Annotated in this window: 17 protein-coding genes, 1 tRNA gene and 1 other RNA gene; 9 read left to right on the top strand and 10 right to left on the bottom strand. The window is 37.9% G+C overall.

The window, feature by feature from the left end:
• The 6 genes from AC0IWE_RS18550 to AC0IWE_RS18525 form a co-directional block, all read right to left on the bottom strand.
• Positions 1–94, bottom strand: a 94-nt coding sequence (locus tag AC0IWE_RS18550) for a glutamate synthase-related protein (protein WP_471794238.1), incomplete at its 3' end; no start/stop codon positions are given.
• A gap of 40 nt (positions 95–134) precedes the next feature.
• Positions 135–446: a glutamate synthase-related protein gene (locus AC0IWE_RS18545; protein ID WP_471794230.1), complete on the bottom strand. Its 312-nt coding sequence runs from the start codon at positions 444–446 to the stop codon at positions 135–137.
• A 25-nt stretch (positions 447–471) separates the two neighbouring features.
• Entirely contained in the window at positions 472–867 is a 396-nt protein-coding gene (locus AC0IWE_RS18540) for a glutamate synthase central domain-containing protein (protein WP_471794237.1), read from the bottom strand.
• Positions 868–893: 26 nt separating this feature from the next.
• Complete coding sequence (locus AC0IWE_RS18535) at positions 894–1073, bottom strand: glutamate synthase central domain-containing protein (protein ID WP_471794229.1); 180 nt, start codon at positions 1071–1073, stop codon at positions 894–896.
• Complete coding sequence (locus AC0IWE_RS18530; protein ID WP_471794228.1) at positions 1033–1389, bottom strand: glutamate synthase central domain-containing protein; 357 nt, start codon at positions 1387–1389, stop codon at positions 1033–1035. The genes AC0IWE_RS18535 and AC0IWE_RS18530 overlap by 41 nt, the downstream gene beginning before the upstream one ends.
• 216 nt (positions 1390–1605) lie before the next feature.
• Positions 1606–2877: a hypothetical protein gene (locus tag AC0IWE_RS18525; protein ID WP_471794227.1), complete on the bottom strand. Its 1272-nt coding sequence runs from the start codon at positions 2875–2877 to the stop codon at positions 1606–1608.
• Positions 2878–3300: 423 nt separating this feature from the next.
• Here AC0IWE_RS18525 and ffs point away from each other — a divergent pair.
• Both ffs and fsa read left to right on the top strand, forming a co-directional pair.
• Positions 3301–3400: signal recognition particle sRNA small type (gene ffs / locus AC0IWE_RS18520), an RNA gene on the top strand.
• 92 nt (positions 3401–3492) lie between these two features.
• The gene (gene fsa / locus AC0IWE_RS18515; protein WP_010602758.1) at positions 3493–4152 is read left to right on the top strand and encodes a fructose-6-phosphate aldolase; all 660 of its coding nucleotides are present in this window, start codon (positions 3493–3495) and stop codon (positions 4150–4152) included.
• Positions 4153–4483: 331 nt separating this feature from the next.
• Here fsa and AC0IWE_RS18510 read toward each other — a convergent pair whose 3' ends face one another.
• The 3 genes from AC0IWE_RS18510 to AC0IWE_RS18500 all read right to left on the bottom strand — a co-directional run bounded on the left by AC0IWE_RS18510 (position 4484) and on the right by AC0IWE_RS18500 (position 7714).
• The gene (locus AC0IWE_RS18510) at positions 4484–4990 is read right to left on the bottom strand and encodes a D-glycero-alpha-D-manno-heptose-1,7-bisphosphate 7-phosphatase (protein WP_463494793.1); all 507 of its coding nucleotides are present in this window, start codon (positions 4988–4990) and stop codon (positions 4484–4486) included.
• A gap of 250 nt (positions 4991–5240) precedes the next feature.
• The gene (locus tag AC0IWE_RS18505; protein WP_463494791.1) at positions 5241–6527 is read right to left on the bottom strand and encodes a sugar MFS transporter; all 1287 of its coding nucleotides are present in this window, start codon (positions 6525–6527) and stop codon (positions 5241–5243) included.
• A gap of 104 nt (positions 6528–6631) precedes the next feature.
• The gene (locus AC0IWE_RS18500) at positions 6632–7714 is read right to left on the bottom strand and encodes a formylglycine-generating enzyme family protein (RefSeq protein WP_471794226.1); all 1083 of its coding nucleotides are present in this window, start codon (positions 7712–7714) and stop codon (positions 6632–6634) included.
• 220 nt (positions 7715–7934) lie between these two features.
• Here AC0IWE_RS18500 and AC0IWE_RS18495 point away from each other — a divergent pair.
• The 7 genes from AC0IWE_RS18495 (at position 7935) to araA (ending at position 15625) form a co-directional block, all read left to right on the top strand.
• A tRNA-Lys gene (locus tag AC0IWE_RS18495) sits at positions 7935–8007 on the top strand.
• A 303-nt stretch (positions 8008–8310) separates the two neighbouring features.
• Complete coding sequence (locus AC0IWE_RS18490) at positions 8311–9042, top strand: helix-turn-helix transcriptional regulator (protein ID WP_471794225.1); 732 nt, start codon at positions 8311–8313, stop codon at positions 9040–9042.
• Between the two features lie 133 nt (positions 9043–9175).
• Entirely contained in the window at positions 9176–9454 is a 279-nt protein-coding gene (locus tag AC0IWE_RS18485; protein ID WP_471794224.1) for a hypothetical protein, read from the top strand.
• A 554-nt stretch (positions 9455–10008) separates the two neighbouring features.
• Positions 10009–11052: a family 16 glycosylhydrolase gene (locus AC0IWE_RS18480; protein WP_471794223.1), complete on the top strand. Its 1044-nt coding sequence runs from the start codon at positions 10009–10011 to the stop codon at positions 11050–11052.
• 301 nt (positions 11053–11353) lie between these two features.
• Positions 11354–13054 (top strand): ribulokinase, encoded by a 1701-nt coding sequence (locus AC0IWE_RS18475; protein WP_471794222.1) that lies wholly within the window; start codon positions 11354–11356, stop codon positions 13052–13054.
• The gene (locus AC0IWE_RS18470; protein ID WP_471794221.1) at positions 13051–13752 is read left to right on the top strand and encodes an L-ribulose-5-phosphate 4-epimerase; all 702 of its coding nucleotides are present in this window, start codon (positions 13051–13053) and stop codon (positions 13750–13752) included. The genes AC0IWE_RS18475 and AC0IWE_RS18470 overlap by 4 nt, the downstream gene beginning before the upstream one ends.
• Positions 13753–14134: 382 nt before the next feature.
• A complete protein-coding gene (gene araA, locus AC0IWE_RS18465) occupies positions 14135–15625 on the top strand; it encodes an L-arabinose isomerase (protein ID WP_471794220.1) in 1491 nt (496 codons plus the stop codon).
• A gap of 779 nt (positions 15626–16404) precedes the next feature.
• Here the strand turns inward: araA and AC0IWE_RS18460 are convergent.
• Positions 16405–16599, bottom strand: a complete 195-nt coding sequence (locus AC0IWE_RS18460) for a hypothetical protein (protein WP_471794219.1) — start codon at positions 16597–16599, stop codon at positions 16405–16407.
• Positions 16600–16638 lie beyond the last annotated feature (39 nt).

Raw genomic sequence — 16638 nt, 5'->3', positions numbered from 1 at the left:
GAGCCATTTTAATCTGTAACTCGTCAGCGTTGGTTAAATAATAACTGGTTACACCAAAACGTGCTGATGCTACCTGTTTAATCGCTGTTCGCATACTGTTGCCATTTGGCAATTTAGTATAACGCATTTCATCTTCAACCACCTTCACCGGTATTGCTCTTTCCGCCGATGCGGTTCATTGCAATGGCTAAAGTAGAGTGTGCCTCGTGAGAGATTGAACCGAAAGACATAGCCCCTGTTGCAAATCTTTTCAGAATTGATTCAGTGGATTCAACTTCGTTTAGCGGTACCGACGGACGGCTATAGTTGAATTCAAACAAATCCCACGTGATGGTATAAGCTTGTTGCGTTTGCTCATTAACCAGTTTGGAGTATTGTTTAAAGATACTGTAATCGTTTTTGCGGGTTGCATTTTGAAGCAAGTGGATGGTTTGCGGATTAAACAAATGCGCCTCACCTTTACGACGGAATTTATAAGTCTCCTCCGGCAGGCAATAAATGCTCTGTTTCAGTCAGCGGACCAAAACTGCGGTGGTGTTTGATTAATGTTTCTTTAGCAATTTCATCCAGACCTAAGCCACCGATACGGGAAACTGCGCCAGTGAAATAAGTGTTTACCACCTGTTTATTTAAACCTAAAATCTCAAAAATCTGCGCTCCCTGGTAAGATTGCAGGGTAGAAATACCCATTTTAGAAAAGATTTTAAGCAAACCACTGTTTACGGCGTAAATGTAGTTTTTTGTTAATTGCTCTGCTGACAAACCAGATTCTTTTTGAAAACCGTTTATGGTTTCTAATGCTAAATATGGGTTAATTGCAGTTACACCAAAACCTAATAAAGTAGCAAAATGGTGTACCTCCCAGATGTCGCCAATAGCTTCAATTACAATACCTACAGCACCCGACGATATCCTTTACGGATTAAATGGTGGTGTACTGCAGAAACCGCCAATAATGATGGCATAGCAGCATGTTCTAAATTCATTGCCCTATCTGTTAATACAATTACCTGGAAACCATCTTCCACGGCATCAACAGCGTAACGGCACAAACGATCTAAAGCTTTTGCCATTGCACCTGGCTTTGCCATCAGCCCAAAAATACGTCTGTAAAGTTTTCGCCTGGAAAACTCCGGTATCAATACTTCTCAATTTTTCAAGCTCCTGATTGGTTAAAATTGGATGTTTAATGGCTACGCAGTGCGATTGTAATGGATTTTCTTCTAAAAGATTTCCGTTACTGCCCATAAAACTTGCCAAACTCATTACCACTTTCTCGCGGATAGGATCGATAGGCGGATTGGTGACCTGTGCAAATAACTGCTTAAAATATGAGGATAAATGCTGAGGACGTTTAGATAAAATGGCCAAAGGGGTATCAGTTCCCATTGAACCGATTGGCTTTTGGCTTCTATAGCCATTGGTTCAAGCAAAAGATCAACGTCTTCCCTGCTGTAACCAAAAACCTGTTGATATTTAAAGATAGATTCTTCTGATAAGCCGGTAAACATCACACGTGGCTCAGGCAATTCTTCCAAACGGATCTGGTACTGATTAATCCAGTCAGCATATGGGCTTTTACCACAAACCTGTTGTTTAATTTCGTTATCGCTTATAATTCTTACCCTGCTCCATGTCTACTACGAACATTTTGCCAGGCGTTAAACGGCCTTTTTCTATTACTGTACTTTGATCTATCGCAAGTGCACCAGCTTCTGAACCCATGATTACACGGTCATCAGAGGTGATGGCGTAACGCGATGGACGCAGACCGTTACGATCTAAAGTAGCACCAATTAATTTTCCATCTGTAAATGCAATTGCCGCTGGTCCATCCCATGGTTCCATTAAAGTAGCATGAAACTCATAGAATGCCCTTTTAACAGGATCCATGTCTTCATTGCCATCCCACGCTTCCGGAACCAGCATCATTAGTACGTGTGGTAAAGTTCTGCCTGCATGAAGCAACAATTCAATAACGTTATCTAAACATCCTGAATCTGAGTTGGTTTCATCGATAACTGGCAATAACATATCAAGTTCTTCCGGAGTAAAATATGCCGAAGCAAAAGATTTAACCCCAGCCCTGAACCAGTTTAAATTTCCTTGTAAAGTATTAATCTCACCATTGTGGGCAATAAAGCGGAATGGCTGGGCCAATCTCCACGAAGGGAATGTATTTGTGGCAAAACGTGAATGTACCAAACCTAAAGCAGAAACCATTCGCTTATCGGAAAGATCGGTAAAATAAGTACGTACCTGCAATGAAGTAAGCTGACCTTTATATATAATGGTTTGCGCAGAAAGCGAAACAATATAAAAATCTTTACCGCCATGAACGGTATTGACGATTAGCTTAATGAGGTAGTTTTTAAAAATATAAAGTTTACGTTCAAAATCTGCTCCTGGAGCAACTGTATAAGGGCGGGCAATAAATACCTGCTCAATTTCGGGTTCTACAGAAAGTGCCATATTGCCGATATCTGTTGTATCAACATCAACTTTTCTGAAGCCTAAAATTTCAAGGCCAAGTTTTTCGGCGGCACGGTAAATTAATTCTCTGCACTCTTCTCTGGATCTGATATCCTTTGGCATAAATAACATACCTACACCATAATTATTGGTTTCAGGTAAGCTAAAGCCAGCTTTTAAACATTCATCATAAAAAAATTCATGGGGAATCTGAATCATTATACCAGCACCATCGCCAGTATTCGGTTCTGCTCCACATGCCCCTCTATGATCTAGATTTTCTAAAATAGTAAGTGCATCGGAGATGATTTGATGCGATTTTCGCCCTTTCACATGTGCAACGAACCCAATACCGCAGGCATCGTGTTCAAATTGCGCATCGTACAATCCACTGTTTGGTTCCATTCTTTGCTCGTTAGTTGTTAGTGTATAGGAAACACTAAGATACGAAAAACAATCTTTAAATTACAGAGTTGACATGTTTTTTTAGAAAAATTTTAGCCCTTATGTAATTTAAAGTCTTAAAATTAAAATAATACTAATATAAGCTCAATATAATTATCATATTAATAATGGTAAGATTATACAATAAATTCAATTTTAAACGCAAAAATCAGCCTAAAACGTTTTATTTAAGTATTTACATATAAACAAACTATTTATAAATGAAAATATTGAACCTGTCTGCTTATGCATCCATATTTTTAATGCATTTTAAAATTACACATTTAAATTTTATTAATTTACTAATCAACAAGATAGCGCATTTGATAAAAAAAATAGAAAAATGCATTTCGGGAAACAACTTCTTTTTCTACCTTTGTGGCCGGGCAAGTCTTTTACGACCAGCTCCCTTTGAACTCCCCCAGGGTGGGAACACAGCAAGGGTAGAAGGTTGTAGCGGTGCGATAGAAGGTGCTTGCCCTTTCTTTTTACCCCCTTACCCCCTGAAGGGGGGATATTAAATTCTTCAGGGGTTCTTGTAACAGAACCTAGTAATCATTTTAAGAATTTATAAGCATGAAATTTTTTATTGACACAGCAAATCTTGATCAAATCAAAGAAGCGCAAGATCTTGGCATTTTAGATGGAGTAACCACTAATCCTAGCTTAATGGCTAAAGAAGGTATTACCGGCGAAGAAAATGTAATCAATCATTATAAAGCCATCTGCGATATCGTTGATGATAACGTTAGTGCTGAAGTAATTTCTACAACTTTCGATGAGATTGTTAAGGAAGGTGAAGCTTTAGCAGCTTTAAATCCAAAAATCGTAGTTAAAGTTCCGATGATTAAAGATGGTGTGAAGGCCATTAAATATTTTTCATCTAAAGGAATTAAAACCAACTGTACTTTAATTTTCTCTGCAGGCCAGGCTTTATTGGCTGCAAAAGCTGGAGCTACCTATGTTTCTCCGTTTTTAGGTCGTTTAGATGATATTTCGAGTGATGGTTTGGTTTTAATCGAAGATATCAGAACTATTTTTGATAATTACGGTTACGAAACTCAAATTTTAGCAGCATCAATCCGCGGACCATTGCACATTGTAAACTGTGCTAAATTGGGAGCTGATGTTATTACTGCACCATTAGCAGCGATAGTTGGTTTATTGAAACACCCATTAACCGATAGCGGTTTGGCTACATTCTTAGCTGACCATGCTAAAGCAGCTGGTAAATAAGTTTGGAGATTTTAGTTTGGAATGTTGAGTTCCAAATGTATAAAAAAGACCTAAGTTAGTATTTAACTTAGGTCTTTTTTTGTGTTATAGAAAGTGTAACTGGACAGGTACTTAATGTGTTTTATTGCGTTTGCCACGGAAACACAGAATTCACGGAAATTTATTATGTTTTCTAAACGCGTTACTCAATTTGGTGATTTCATCCTAAGCCCTCACGCGTCTTCCTGAACTTGTTTCAGGATCTTATCATAAGTTGACCACAGTTACTCATTAAGAAGTTAAGATCATATGGCAGTTTGCTTATTCCAAACTCCAAGCCCTAACCTCCAAACTAAACTAAAGATTCCCGGCTTAAAGCTTCCTTAATCTTTTCATAACTAATATGCTCATCCGGCGCTATCAAAATTCCCTTCACTCCTGCCCCGTTTGCGGCTTCAACATCTCTAGGTTTATCGCCAATCATGATAGATTGTGCAGGGTCGATATCGTACATTTCAATTGCATCCAAAATCATACCTGAAGCTGGTTTTCTGCATTTGCATTCGCCGCCTACTGTTGGGTGATGTGGACAGTAATAAAACGCTGCAATATCTGCCCCTTTTGCTAAAAAAGCATTTCTAAGCATTTGATGCATTACCCCTAATTCCTGTTCTGTATAACGTTTTAAGGCGATACCACCCTGATTTGTAATTACAATGAGGAGATAACCTTCATCGAATAGCTTTTTTAGTACTGGTATCTGATAGTTTAATATTTCGAAATCTTCTACGCGGCAGATGTAATCATATATTTCGTGGTTGAGTACGCCATCGCGATCGAGAAAAATAGCTTTATTCATTATTGTGGTTTGAGATAAGAGTATTGTGATTAGAGCATGTATCATAAAGGTAGAATTGTCACCCGCCCTATCAATGACCTGTTTAAATGCCTATCAGCATTTAGACATGCTCGACGTGACATAATTTGAATGGAATTGCTACAAATGATACATTTTCTTTATAATCGCCAAAATAAGGAAAAATTAAGGACAAAAGAAAGCCCAATCTTTTTAGAGACCGGGCTTAATCATATAATTTATTTGGTTGGGTTTATTTTAAATTCAATCCGGCTTTGTGTCCTTTTATGGCGAAAAACAAGATATATAAATAACAAGGCAATACGGTTAGCAAATAAGCCAACTGGAAGTTTACATGAAGTTTTTCATTTAGAAATGCATATAATAACGGCATAATTGCACCGCCGGCAATACCCATTACCATAATAGCTGAACCGATTTTAGTAAATTTACCTAAATGGCTGATGCCGAGTGGAAAAATCGCAGGCCACATTAATGAATTCGCCAATCCTAATAAAGCCACAAAAATTACAGCGAACCAGCTCGAAATCGCAAAAGATAATACCGTGAATATGATACCTAATATTGCACAGATCCTCAATGCTTTTTGTTGTGAAATGTATTTTGGAATGGTAATTATACCAACAATATAACCAATTAACATACTAAATAGCGTAATTGAGGTTAATTTCCCACTAATTTCGGTACTTATTCCCAATTCGCGACCATAAATACCAATAATATCACCTGCCATAACCTCAGCACCTACATATACAAAAATACAGAGTGCGCCTAAAAATAAATGCGGAAACTGAAATATGCTTTGGTGTTTAACAATGGCTCCTTTACTTTCGTCAACAATATCTTCTTCTACCTCAACTTCCGGTAAATCAGTAAATTTGATAAAAATGGCGAATAGCGAAAAAACTATGGCTAAAACAATATATGGCATGTTTACACGGCCTAAAACGTCGTTTAATAAGTGCTCGTGCACAGCACCGGTAGCTGCCTTAATTTTCTTTTCTACTTCAGATGCATTTTTCAAAAACAGGCTTCCCATAATTAAAGGCACAATCATTCCTGCAAATTTGTTGCAGATACCGGCTATGCTGATGCGTTTTGCCGCACTTTCTATGGGGCCAATAATTGTTAAATATGGATTTGAAGCGGTTTGAAGCAAGGCCAATGCAGCACCCTGAACAAAAATCCCTGTTAAAAATAAACCAAATGTTCTGGTTTGTGCAGCCGGAATAAAAATAAGCGAACCTACACCCAAAATTACCAAGCCTAACACGATACCATTTTTAAATCCCACTTTTTTAAGTATCCATGATGATGGTAATGCCAAAAAAAAGTAAGCCATATATGAAGCAAACGTTACAAAAAATGCCTGTAAGTTTGATAAGCCAAAAGATAATTTAAAGAAAGGAATTAATGTTCCATTTGCCCAGGTTACAAAGCCAAAAATAAAAAATAGGGCACAAATAATTAGGAGTGGTTTAGGGCCCTGTGCTTGACCCGATTTTGTTGTTTGTTGCATAAAATTTGGTTCGGTTTAAGTTGTAGCGACCAAACTAAACAATAATATTAAATAATGTGTAGGGCAAACGTTTGCGTGATTTCATCTTTGATTGATAAATAAACTTAATTGGTGCTTACGCATCTGAAACCAGTATGTTCAAGGCCGGTATCTGCTGAGGTTTTCATTCTTGAAGTTACACGATATCCTTTACAATAAGAGGCATTACACATAAAAGAACCGCCCCTTACAACCCTTTTGGGTATAGTAGGCTCCATAGGATCGTAGCTATCTTTTGGCCCTTTTGGATTGTTGGTTAAGCCGGTAAGCGTTCCGTAATAATCAGGACGATACCAATCACTGCACCATTCCCAAACATTACCTGCCATATCAAATAATCCGTAACCATTCGATTTAAACTGTTTTACAGCTGCTAAACCATTGTATCCGTCCCAATCCGTATTTTTAACCGGGAAATTACCTTGCCAGGTATTGGCTTTCGCTTTACCCTTTTCTATATCTTCATTTCCCCATGGATACTTTTCGTTTTTCAAAGCACCTCTTGCTGCATATTCCCACTCTGCTTCTGTTGGTAAACGTTTTCCAGACCATTTGCAATAAGCCATCGCATCATCCCAAGAAACATGTACTACAGGATAATTTTCTTTTCCTTTAATATCACTTTTAGGTCCGTGAGGATGTTTCCAGTCTGCACCTTTTACCCAGCGCCACCATTGCGAAGCATCGTTTAATGAAGTAATGCTTTTTGGTTGGTAAAAAACCAGAGATGCAGCAACAAAAACACTATCTGGTGGTTTTGGCGTGCCTTCAGGAAGCTGTTTTTTCATTTCTTCCCAGTCTGGTTTGCGTTCGGCAGTGGTTTTGTATCCGGTTGCATCAACAAATTTTTTGAAACTTGCATTGGTTACTTCAGTTACATCAATCCAAAACGAAGCAAGTTTTATCTGATGTTGCGGATATTCATCATCTCTACCCTCTTTATCCGATGCACCCATGGCAAATTCTCCGGCAGGGATTAAAACCATCCCTTCATGACTAACTTCATTCGAAGCAAAACTCGAAGAATCTTTTACTGCACCAAAACGGCTTGGCATATTTTTTTCGCAGGATGCTAATGAATCTTGTTTGTGCTTCGCCTGTTCTTCTTCTTTAACTTTATTGGATTGGCAGGAAAATATAGTGAGCATCGGCAAAAAAAGTAAGACGGCAAGAGATCTACGCATAGGATAGTATTAAATTATGAGCCATAAAAATATCAATTCTAATTAAAAAAGAAAAGGTAAATAATTAATTCGCCTATAAATCAATACACTAACGCATTTGATGATTTTTTATTTGCAGGAAACACTCCATAACCCTATATTTGCACCACTTTAAAGGAAACGGATAACGTTTTTAATCAAAGTAGATTCCGTAGCTCAGCTGGTAGAGCATTACACTTTTAATGTAGTGGTCCTGGGTTCGAATCCCAGCGGGATCACAGAAAAAGGAAGATCAATTTGATCTTCCTTTTGTTTTTAAAACAAATTTTCTCGCCATATCTTAGAGTAATTTCAATCCCATCGAAGAAATCCTAACACTGAGTTCTAACTCTGAAAGTTACATCATAAATGAAATCCAATATTGGATGTTGAATTTCGTCCACAACATTTAGCTATGATTACAGCAATTATTAAAGAACTACCATTTTTTGATAAAGTAATGTTGATGATCAATTTCTATGCGGTCTTATGTATCTTTAAAGCGTTAAATCTTAATCCAATTACACTTAAAAGCCTTAAAAATGAAGGATGTTGATATCAAGCGAATATCAAGGCTTACGGCAATTATCACGCAAATGCAGAGCAAACGCTTGTTGACCGCCAGTGAGCTTGCCGACAGGTTTTATGTAAGTGTCAGAACTATTTATCGTGATGTAAAAGCGTTGGAACAAGCAGGTATTCCCATTAATAAGGTGGAGGGCAAAGGCTATAGCCTAATGGATGGATATAGGGTTCCACCAATAATGTTCACAGAAAATGAGGCCAGTGCTTTAATCACTGCTGAACAGATTCTATTTAAAGGTTCCGACACTTCACTAAGCAGAGAATACCGGGCAGCGATCAGCAAAATAAAATCTGTACTTCAACATTTAACAAAAGAAAAAGTGACATTGCTATCTGATAGAATAGCGATTAGTCCAGCAATTTTTCATAATCATCAAAGTAATTCACTGACAATGGTTCAAAATGCGCTCACCTCTTTTAATCTGCTCGAAATCACATACCGGTCAAATCTTAAAGGGGAGCTTACTCAACGCGAAATTGAGCCATTTGCGCTGTATTTCAGCCTAAAAGAAAGTTGGCTGTTGATTGCTTTTTGTAGGTTGAGAAAAGATTTTAGAATGTTTAGCCTAGAGGGAATTCAAAAAATTAAAAAGCTTGATTCGAGTTTTCAACCACACAAACTAACCCTGGCGGAGTATTTAGAAGAAAAGAAAAAAAAGTTTCATACCCCTGACACACTGTTGTCTTAACCCTAATTTATCTTTGTAACGGCGAAGGCCAATACACGATTACACAAAAATTAGGATTATGAATTTAATTTCGATTAGAATTATTACTGAAGACGTCAAATTGCTAGTTAACTTTTATGAGCGATTGACAAAGATGCCGGTATTACAACACACTGATGATTTTGCAGAGATAAAAACCAAGGCAGCAACACTTGCGATAGGAAGTACAAGAACCTTACAGTTTTTTGGAGGTGAGGAAGTTGCAAAAGCTGCCCAAAATAGAACGGCAATCATAGAATTTATGGTTGAGGATGTAGATAGTGAATATCATAGGCTAGCCGACTTTCTTCAACCTTACATTGTGCAAATGCCTACAATAATGCCCTGGGAAATAAATCCCTATTGTTACGTGACCCGGACGGTAACCTCGTAAATTTTTTCACTCCTGTTTCTACCGAAGCAATTAAAAGATTCAAGAATTATTAGCATATGCCAATACCTTATTCTGTTTTATATTTTAATTTTGGGATAGTGGGTCCTCACCTATCTCAAAAAATTCGAATATTGGTTGGCTATTAAGGGAAGCTTAAATTGTTTAGCATCAGTTGTTTGTCCATTTTAAGCGCCCCCCACACTAGGTGCAAATCCTGGCTGGATTATAGAAAAATGAAGATCAATTGATCTTCATTTTGTTTTAAAAACAGTTTTTTTTTCCCTATCATAAGTCATAGTATTCATTTCTTATTCGATACGGAAAAAAGCAGCTTGTATTTAAGTGTACAATTGAGAATTTCCAACACGATTTTTTCAATTGTTTCTTAAAATGGATGAGCATAAAATAAAAGTTATTATTTAGAATAATCCCCCTATTCATTTATAATATTACCCCTACTATAAATTTCATGTTCGGTAGATTTGGATAACCACTTATAAATCAATTACCAATATGAAAAAATTTCTATCTACACTCCTTATCGGAGAGCATGCTTGTTCGGTTGTAAAAAGAGCAATCAGGAAAAAACCATTTCAACCACAGAAAAGATTTCGGCAAAGGCAAAAACCGAACTGACTGCCAGCTCCGTTAACCTTGATGATTACACGTTAACATTGGAAGATAATTTTGACGGCGTTGGTCCACTTAATGCCCGCTGGAACTACAGGGCCGAAAATACGGTTAGAGGATATGCAACCATTCTGCGTTCAAATGTATCGTATGCAGTAAGCGGAGCAGGCATTTTAAGGTTAGCGGCAAAAAGAAACGGTGATAGCTTTACCGCTAGTCAGATTTCGACTCAGAACTCGTTTTTACAGAAATACGGTTATTTTGAATGCCGTGTACTTGTAAATCGAACAGTTGGTCCGCATTGTTCTTTCTGGATACAATCACCCACCTATGGTAATACAAATGATCCAGGTGTTTCTGGAACTGAAATTGATGTTTTTGAGCACCATATGGCTAATGGAGCTAATATTGCCCGCCACAACCTACATTGGAATGGTTATGGTGCTGATCATCAAACTATTGGATCATTGGAAACCATAAGCGGACTTCAATATGGCTTTCATACTTTTGGTGTGGAATGGACATCTTCGGCTTATATATTTTATGTAGATGGCGTGGAAAGATGGCGCACCAGTACTGCTATATCTCATACGAGCGAATACCTTATTTTTAGTCAGGAAATTACCGGATTTGGTGGAGATCGTTTTACAGGAACCTATCCTGATTTTATGGATATTGACTGGGTAAGGGTTTACAAAACCAGAAAAGCATCCATATTTCAAGAATGCCAGTATAAAGGCTGGGCAAAACAACTCCCGATAGGAAATTATACCACAGCACAGTTGGCTGCTTTTGGTGTAACAAACGATGCCATATCTTCTATTTCTGTTCCTTCGGGTATTAAAATACAGCTTTATCAGGGCGACAATTTTACAGGGCCATCAATAACACTTACTGCCGATAACACTTGCTTATCAGATGAAAACTTTGATGACAATATTTCTTCTATAAAGGTGAGCGCAAATTAAGTTAGTACATATTAAGGTTCGGCACGGAATATTTTAGTGCCGCATCTTTCTCTATGGCGATTATTTGGGCTATGATTTACTTCGCAAAATTCCATTCACTGCTAAGAATTATATAATTATTTGGGATCAGCAAACTTGGTTACATTCTTCCCGAAAAAACACATCCATACTATATAATGATGAATATCTAAATCAAACTTATATATGCTATATTCATTTACAATCAAGCTTTCGGATTAAAAAATCAATTAAATTTTTTAATTCAAATAAATAAACGTTAATTAGACATTTATTTATTGTTATGAGCACAGCAAATTATGTAATTGGAGTAGATTACGGGACGGATTCTGTCCGGTCTGTTCTAGTCGATACCGCAAACGGAAAAGAGATTGCCTCATCTGTTTTCCTTTATCCACGATGGCAGAAAGGTTTATATTGTAAGCCCGCTGTAAATCAGTTTCGCCAACACCCCTTAGATTATATTGAAGGTTTAACCCACACGATAAAAGATTGCCTTGAAAAAGCCGGTGGAGCAGAAATTGCACACCTGGTAAAAGGGATTTCAGTTGATACAACAGGTTCTAGTCCTGTGGCAGTTGATGCAACAGGTACTCCCCTTGCATTGACTAAAGATTTTGAGGAAAATCCAAATGCTATGTTTGTGCTGTGGAAAGATCATACATCGGTTAAAGAAGCAGCCGAGATTAATGAACACGCTACAAAGTTCAGCACCAATTACCTTAAATACGTGGGCGGAATTTACTCGTCTGAATGGTTTTGGGCTAAATTATTACACATTTTAAGGATAGATTCTACTATTAAAAAAGGTGCAGCATCATGGGTTGAACATTGCGACTGGATCCCATTTTTACTTTGTGGTGGAAACGACATTAAGGAAATGAAACGCAGCCGTTGTGCCGCTGGGCATAAAGCCTTATGGGCCGAAGAATTTAACGGTTTACCTCCAGAAGATTTTTTTAGCAGCCTTGATCCACTTTTAGCTGGATTTAGAGAAAAATTATTTAACGATACTTATACTTCTGATATTGCTGCTGGTACCTTAAGCGAAGAATGGGCAACAAAACTCGGCTTAAGTACCGATGTAATAGTTGGCGTTGGTGCATTTGATGCACATATGGGGGCTGTTGGCGGACAAATTGAGCCCTATTACCTCAGTAAGGTAATGGGTACAAGTACCTGCGATATCCTGGTGGCACCGAACCAGGATTTACACGGAAAATTAATCAATGGTATCTGCGGGCAGGTAAATGGATCTGTAATACCAGGTATGGCTGGTTTAGAAGCTGGTCAATCTGCTTTTGGTGATGTTTATGCATGGTTTAAGAATTTAATCAGTTGGCCTCTAAATCATTTACTTGCCGAATCTGAAGTGATTGATGAAGCTACTGCTCATGCATTAAAGGCAGAATTGGAAGGGAAAATAATTGCAAAGTTAAGTACCGAAGCTGCTGCCTTACCCGATGGCGATTATGCTGAGCTGGCAATAGACTGGTTAAACGGCCGCAGAACACCAGATGCAAACCAGGAACTTAAAGGCGCAATTACAGGTTTGGGTTTAGGAACCGACGCTCCACGTTTCTTTCGTGCATTGGCTGCCGCAACATGTTTTGGTGCCAAGGCCATTGTAGATCGTTTTAAAGAGCAAGGTGTGCCTGTTAAAGGCATTATTGGTATTGGTGGTGTAGCTAAAAAATCGGCTTATATTATGCAAATGATGGCTGATGTATTGGAAATGCCAATCAGAATTCACCGTTTTGAGCATACCTGTGCTTTAGGTGCAGCGATGTTTGCAGCGGTAGCAGCCGGTGTGTATCCAAACATTGAAGCAGCAATGGCAGCCATGGGAACTGGATTTGAGAAAGAATATAAGCCTAATATTAAAAAGCAGAAACTTTACCGCCAGCATTACCAACAATATTTGGGATTAGGCAGATACCTGGAAAAATACAATAAAAAGGATGTAAAACCTTATCTATCATGAGCAACTATCAGGATATAAAAGAACAGGCTTACCAGGCCAATATGCAGTTGCCAAAATTGGGTTTGGTACTTTTTACCTTCGGAAACGTGAGTGCTGCAGATCGGTCGAAAGGTGTTTTTGCCATTAAACCTAGTGGTGTACCTTATGAGGATTTATCGCCAGAGAAAATGGTCATTGTAGATTTTGACGGAAATACCATTGAAGGAAGTTTACGCCCATCATCAGATACTAAAACCCATGCCGTTTTATATAAACATTGGGAAGAAATTGGTGGAATTGTGCATACACATTCTACTTACGGTACAGCATGGGCACAGGCACAAAGGGCAATTCCCATATTTGGAACAACCCATGCCGACCATTTAACAGTTGATATTCCATGTGCACCGCCAATGGCTGATGAAATGATCAAAGGAAATTACGAGTACGAAACGGGTTTCCAAATTATGAACCATTTTGAAAGTTTAGGTTTAAGTTATCAAGAAGTAGAAATGATTTTGGTAGGGAACCACGCTCCTTTTACCTGGGGAAAAACGGCTGAGAAAGCAGTTTACAATAGTGCTGTTTTGGAAACTGTAGCGCAAATGGCTTTGTTAACCGAACAGATCAATCCGCAGGCACCGAAGCTGAAAGATTCGTTAATAGAGAAACATTACGAGCGTAAACATGGTGATGGTGCTTATTATGGACAGCGTTGAGGTAGTCTTTAGTCACGAGTCTAAAGTCTTTAGTCTTGGGTGCAGAAATAGCGTTGCATAATAAGTTTTGGAAAGCAGGTACAGTAGTGCTTGGGGAACGAAAGCCCCGCCATTCGCTATAATTCCGATAAAGAATCGGGAGCTGCCGCTGCTGTCGGGTTTAACAAAGTAAAGTTTACCTAAGTAACCTAAACCTGATTGGAGTGACGACATGAACCCAACTGCAGGTGGGTGAATAAAACGGAAAGCAGGATTATCGTTGCTTTTCAAAAAAATCTAAGTGGTCAGTGAGGACACAGACCACGGCGGTTGAAATAAAATATATGGTCTATGGAAATGCAGACCACATGAATAGAATAAATTAAAAATAACATAAATAGTAATGATTGATTTAAAAAAATTACAAGTTTGGTTTATTACAGGTACGCAACATTTGTACGGTGAAGAAACCTTAAAACAAGTAGCAGAACATGCACAACAAGTGGCCGATTCGTTAAACCAGAATGGAAGTATTTCTGTTTCGGTAGTGTACAAACCGATTGTAAAAACTACAGAGGAGATTTTCGAAACCTTGCAACAAGCCAATATTGATGAAAACTGTATCGGCGTAATTACCTGGATGCACACCTTCTCTCCTGCTAAAATGTGGATCAGGGGTTTAAATGTTTTGCAAAAACCATTATTGCACTTACATACGCAATTTAACCGTGATATTCCATGGAATACCATTGATATGGATTTCATGAACCTGAACCAAAGTGCGCATGGCGACCGTGAGTTTGGTTTTATGGTTTCGCGGATGCGTAAAGATCGTAAAGTGGTTGTAGGCCATTGGCAGGATGAAGAAGTAGCTAAACAGATTGATACCTGGTGCAGGGCCGCTGCTGGCTGGCACGATTGGCAAGGGGCTAAATTTGCCCGTTTTGGCGATAATATGCGTTATGTTGCCGTTACAGATGGCGATAAAGTAGAAGCTGAAATGAAATTTGGTTTTGCCGTAAATACTTATGGGATAGGTGATTTAGTAGCGGTAATTAATGGAATAAGTGAAGATTCGATTCAAACATTATTGAAAGAATATGAAGCTACTTACGAAATGGCCGACGATTTAAAAGTTGGCGGTGCCAGACATTCATCTGTATACGAGGCCGCGAAAATTGAATTGGGTTTAAGAAAATTCTTGACAGATGGAGGCTTTAAAGGCTTCTCTGATACTTTTGAAGATTTGCATGGTATGATTCAATTACCTGGGATTGCAGCACAGCGTTTAATGGCCGATGGTTATGGTTTTGCGGGTGAAGGCGATTGGAAAACGGCCGCTTTGGTACGTGCCTGTAAAGTAATGGGCGCTGGTTTAGCAGGCGGCAATGCATTTATGGAAGATTATACCTATCATTTCGATCCGGCAAATTCGATGGTTTTAGGTTCGCATATGCTTGAGGTTGATGCTTCATTGGCGAGTGGAAAAGCCAGTTTAGAGGTACATCCATTGGGTATTGGAGGCAAAGCAGATCCTGCACGTTTAGTTTTTAATGTTGCTGGTGGCGATGCATTAAACGCATCTTTAATTGATATGGGCAACCGTTTCCGTTTATTGGTAAATGAAGTAAAAGCTGTTGAGGCTGAACATGATTTACCAAACTTACCGGTAGCCCGTGTATTGTGGAAACCACTCCCTGATATGAAAACCGGTTGTGCCGCATGGATTTATGCTGGTGGTGCACATCATACTGCTTATAGTCAGAATTTAACTACTGAACATTTATTGGATTTTGCCAATATTGCTGGTTTAGAATATGTAAATATTGGTGCTGATACCAAGATCAATCAATTCAGGAATGAATTGCATTGGAACGAGGTTTTTTATAAATAGTTTTGACGATGTTCGATAAAAAAAGCCGATAATTAAACGATTATCGGCTTTTATATTACATATCTCATTATTGATTGTATTCCCTGCGATCGTTCTACCTTTTGATCGTCATCCGCTGCGATAGTCCTCGCCTTTGATAGTCATGGCCTTTGATCTTCCTTCCCTGCGATCGTTCTCCTGAACTTGTTTCAGGATCTTAATTCACATGAAATAACTTATTTATTATTAAGTATTTGTATAAATAATGAAGTTTATTTGCTGAAGGCGATAGAATCGCCATTTTCATGCATCCTCGTTACAAACAAGGACGATTACTTTTTATGCGATCGTCTTCCTGAACTTGTTTCAGGATCTTACTTTACATATAATAACTTATTGATTAATAAGTATTTGTTCATATAATGAAGTTTAATTGTTTTAAGTGATACAATCGCCATTTTCGTGCATCCTCGTTACAAACGAGGGCAATTATTGCGATCGTCTTCCTGAACTTGTTTCAGGATCTTTTTTGATAAATTTAACCTTTTACAATTGAGGTGAAATCTGAAAAAATCTTCAACCTTAAAAGCTCTAATATCTCTTACTGACTTTTTAAACCAATCAATATTAGAAAGGATATTAATTGCTTTATAAACAGCTGTTAAATTTTCTTCAGTAACATATGTACTTCCCTGAATCCAATAGAAACCACTATTATTTAAATGATTTTTTATTTCAACATAAGCACTATGATATTTCTCACCATATTCTTTTAAGGTCAGATATAGTCATATCAAAGCTTAATGCGTACATGCTTCCTCATTTGAAAACCTAAATAAATCTTCTTTTTCAAAGAAAACTTCGCCATCATCTGATTTTGCAGTTATCACAATACCGGCAAATGGATTTTCTTCTATTTCTAGAACAATACCATATATCCATTCTGCTCTATCGGTAACTTGCGGAGAAATTGAAACTCTATCACCTATTTTCATAACAAATGTTTTATTGTTAAATTAACATCATTACAAATA

This window comes from Pedobacter sp. AC402 (genome assembly GCF_979252805.1).
This window is presented reverse-complemented; position numbering and strand designations above follow the sequence as displayed.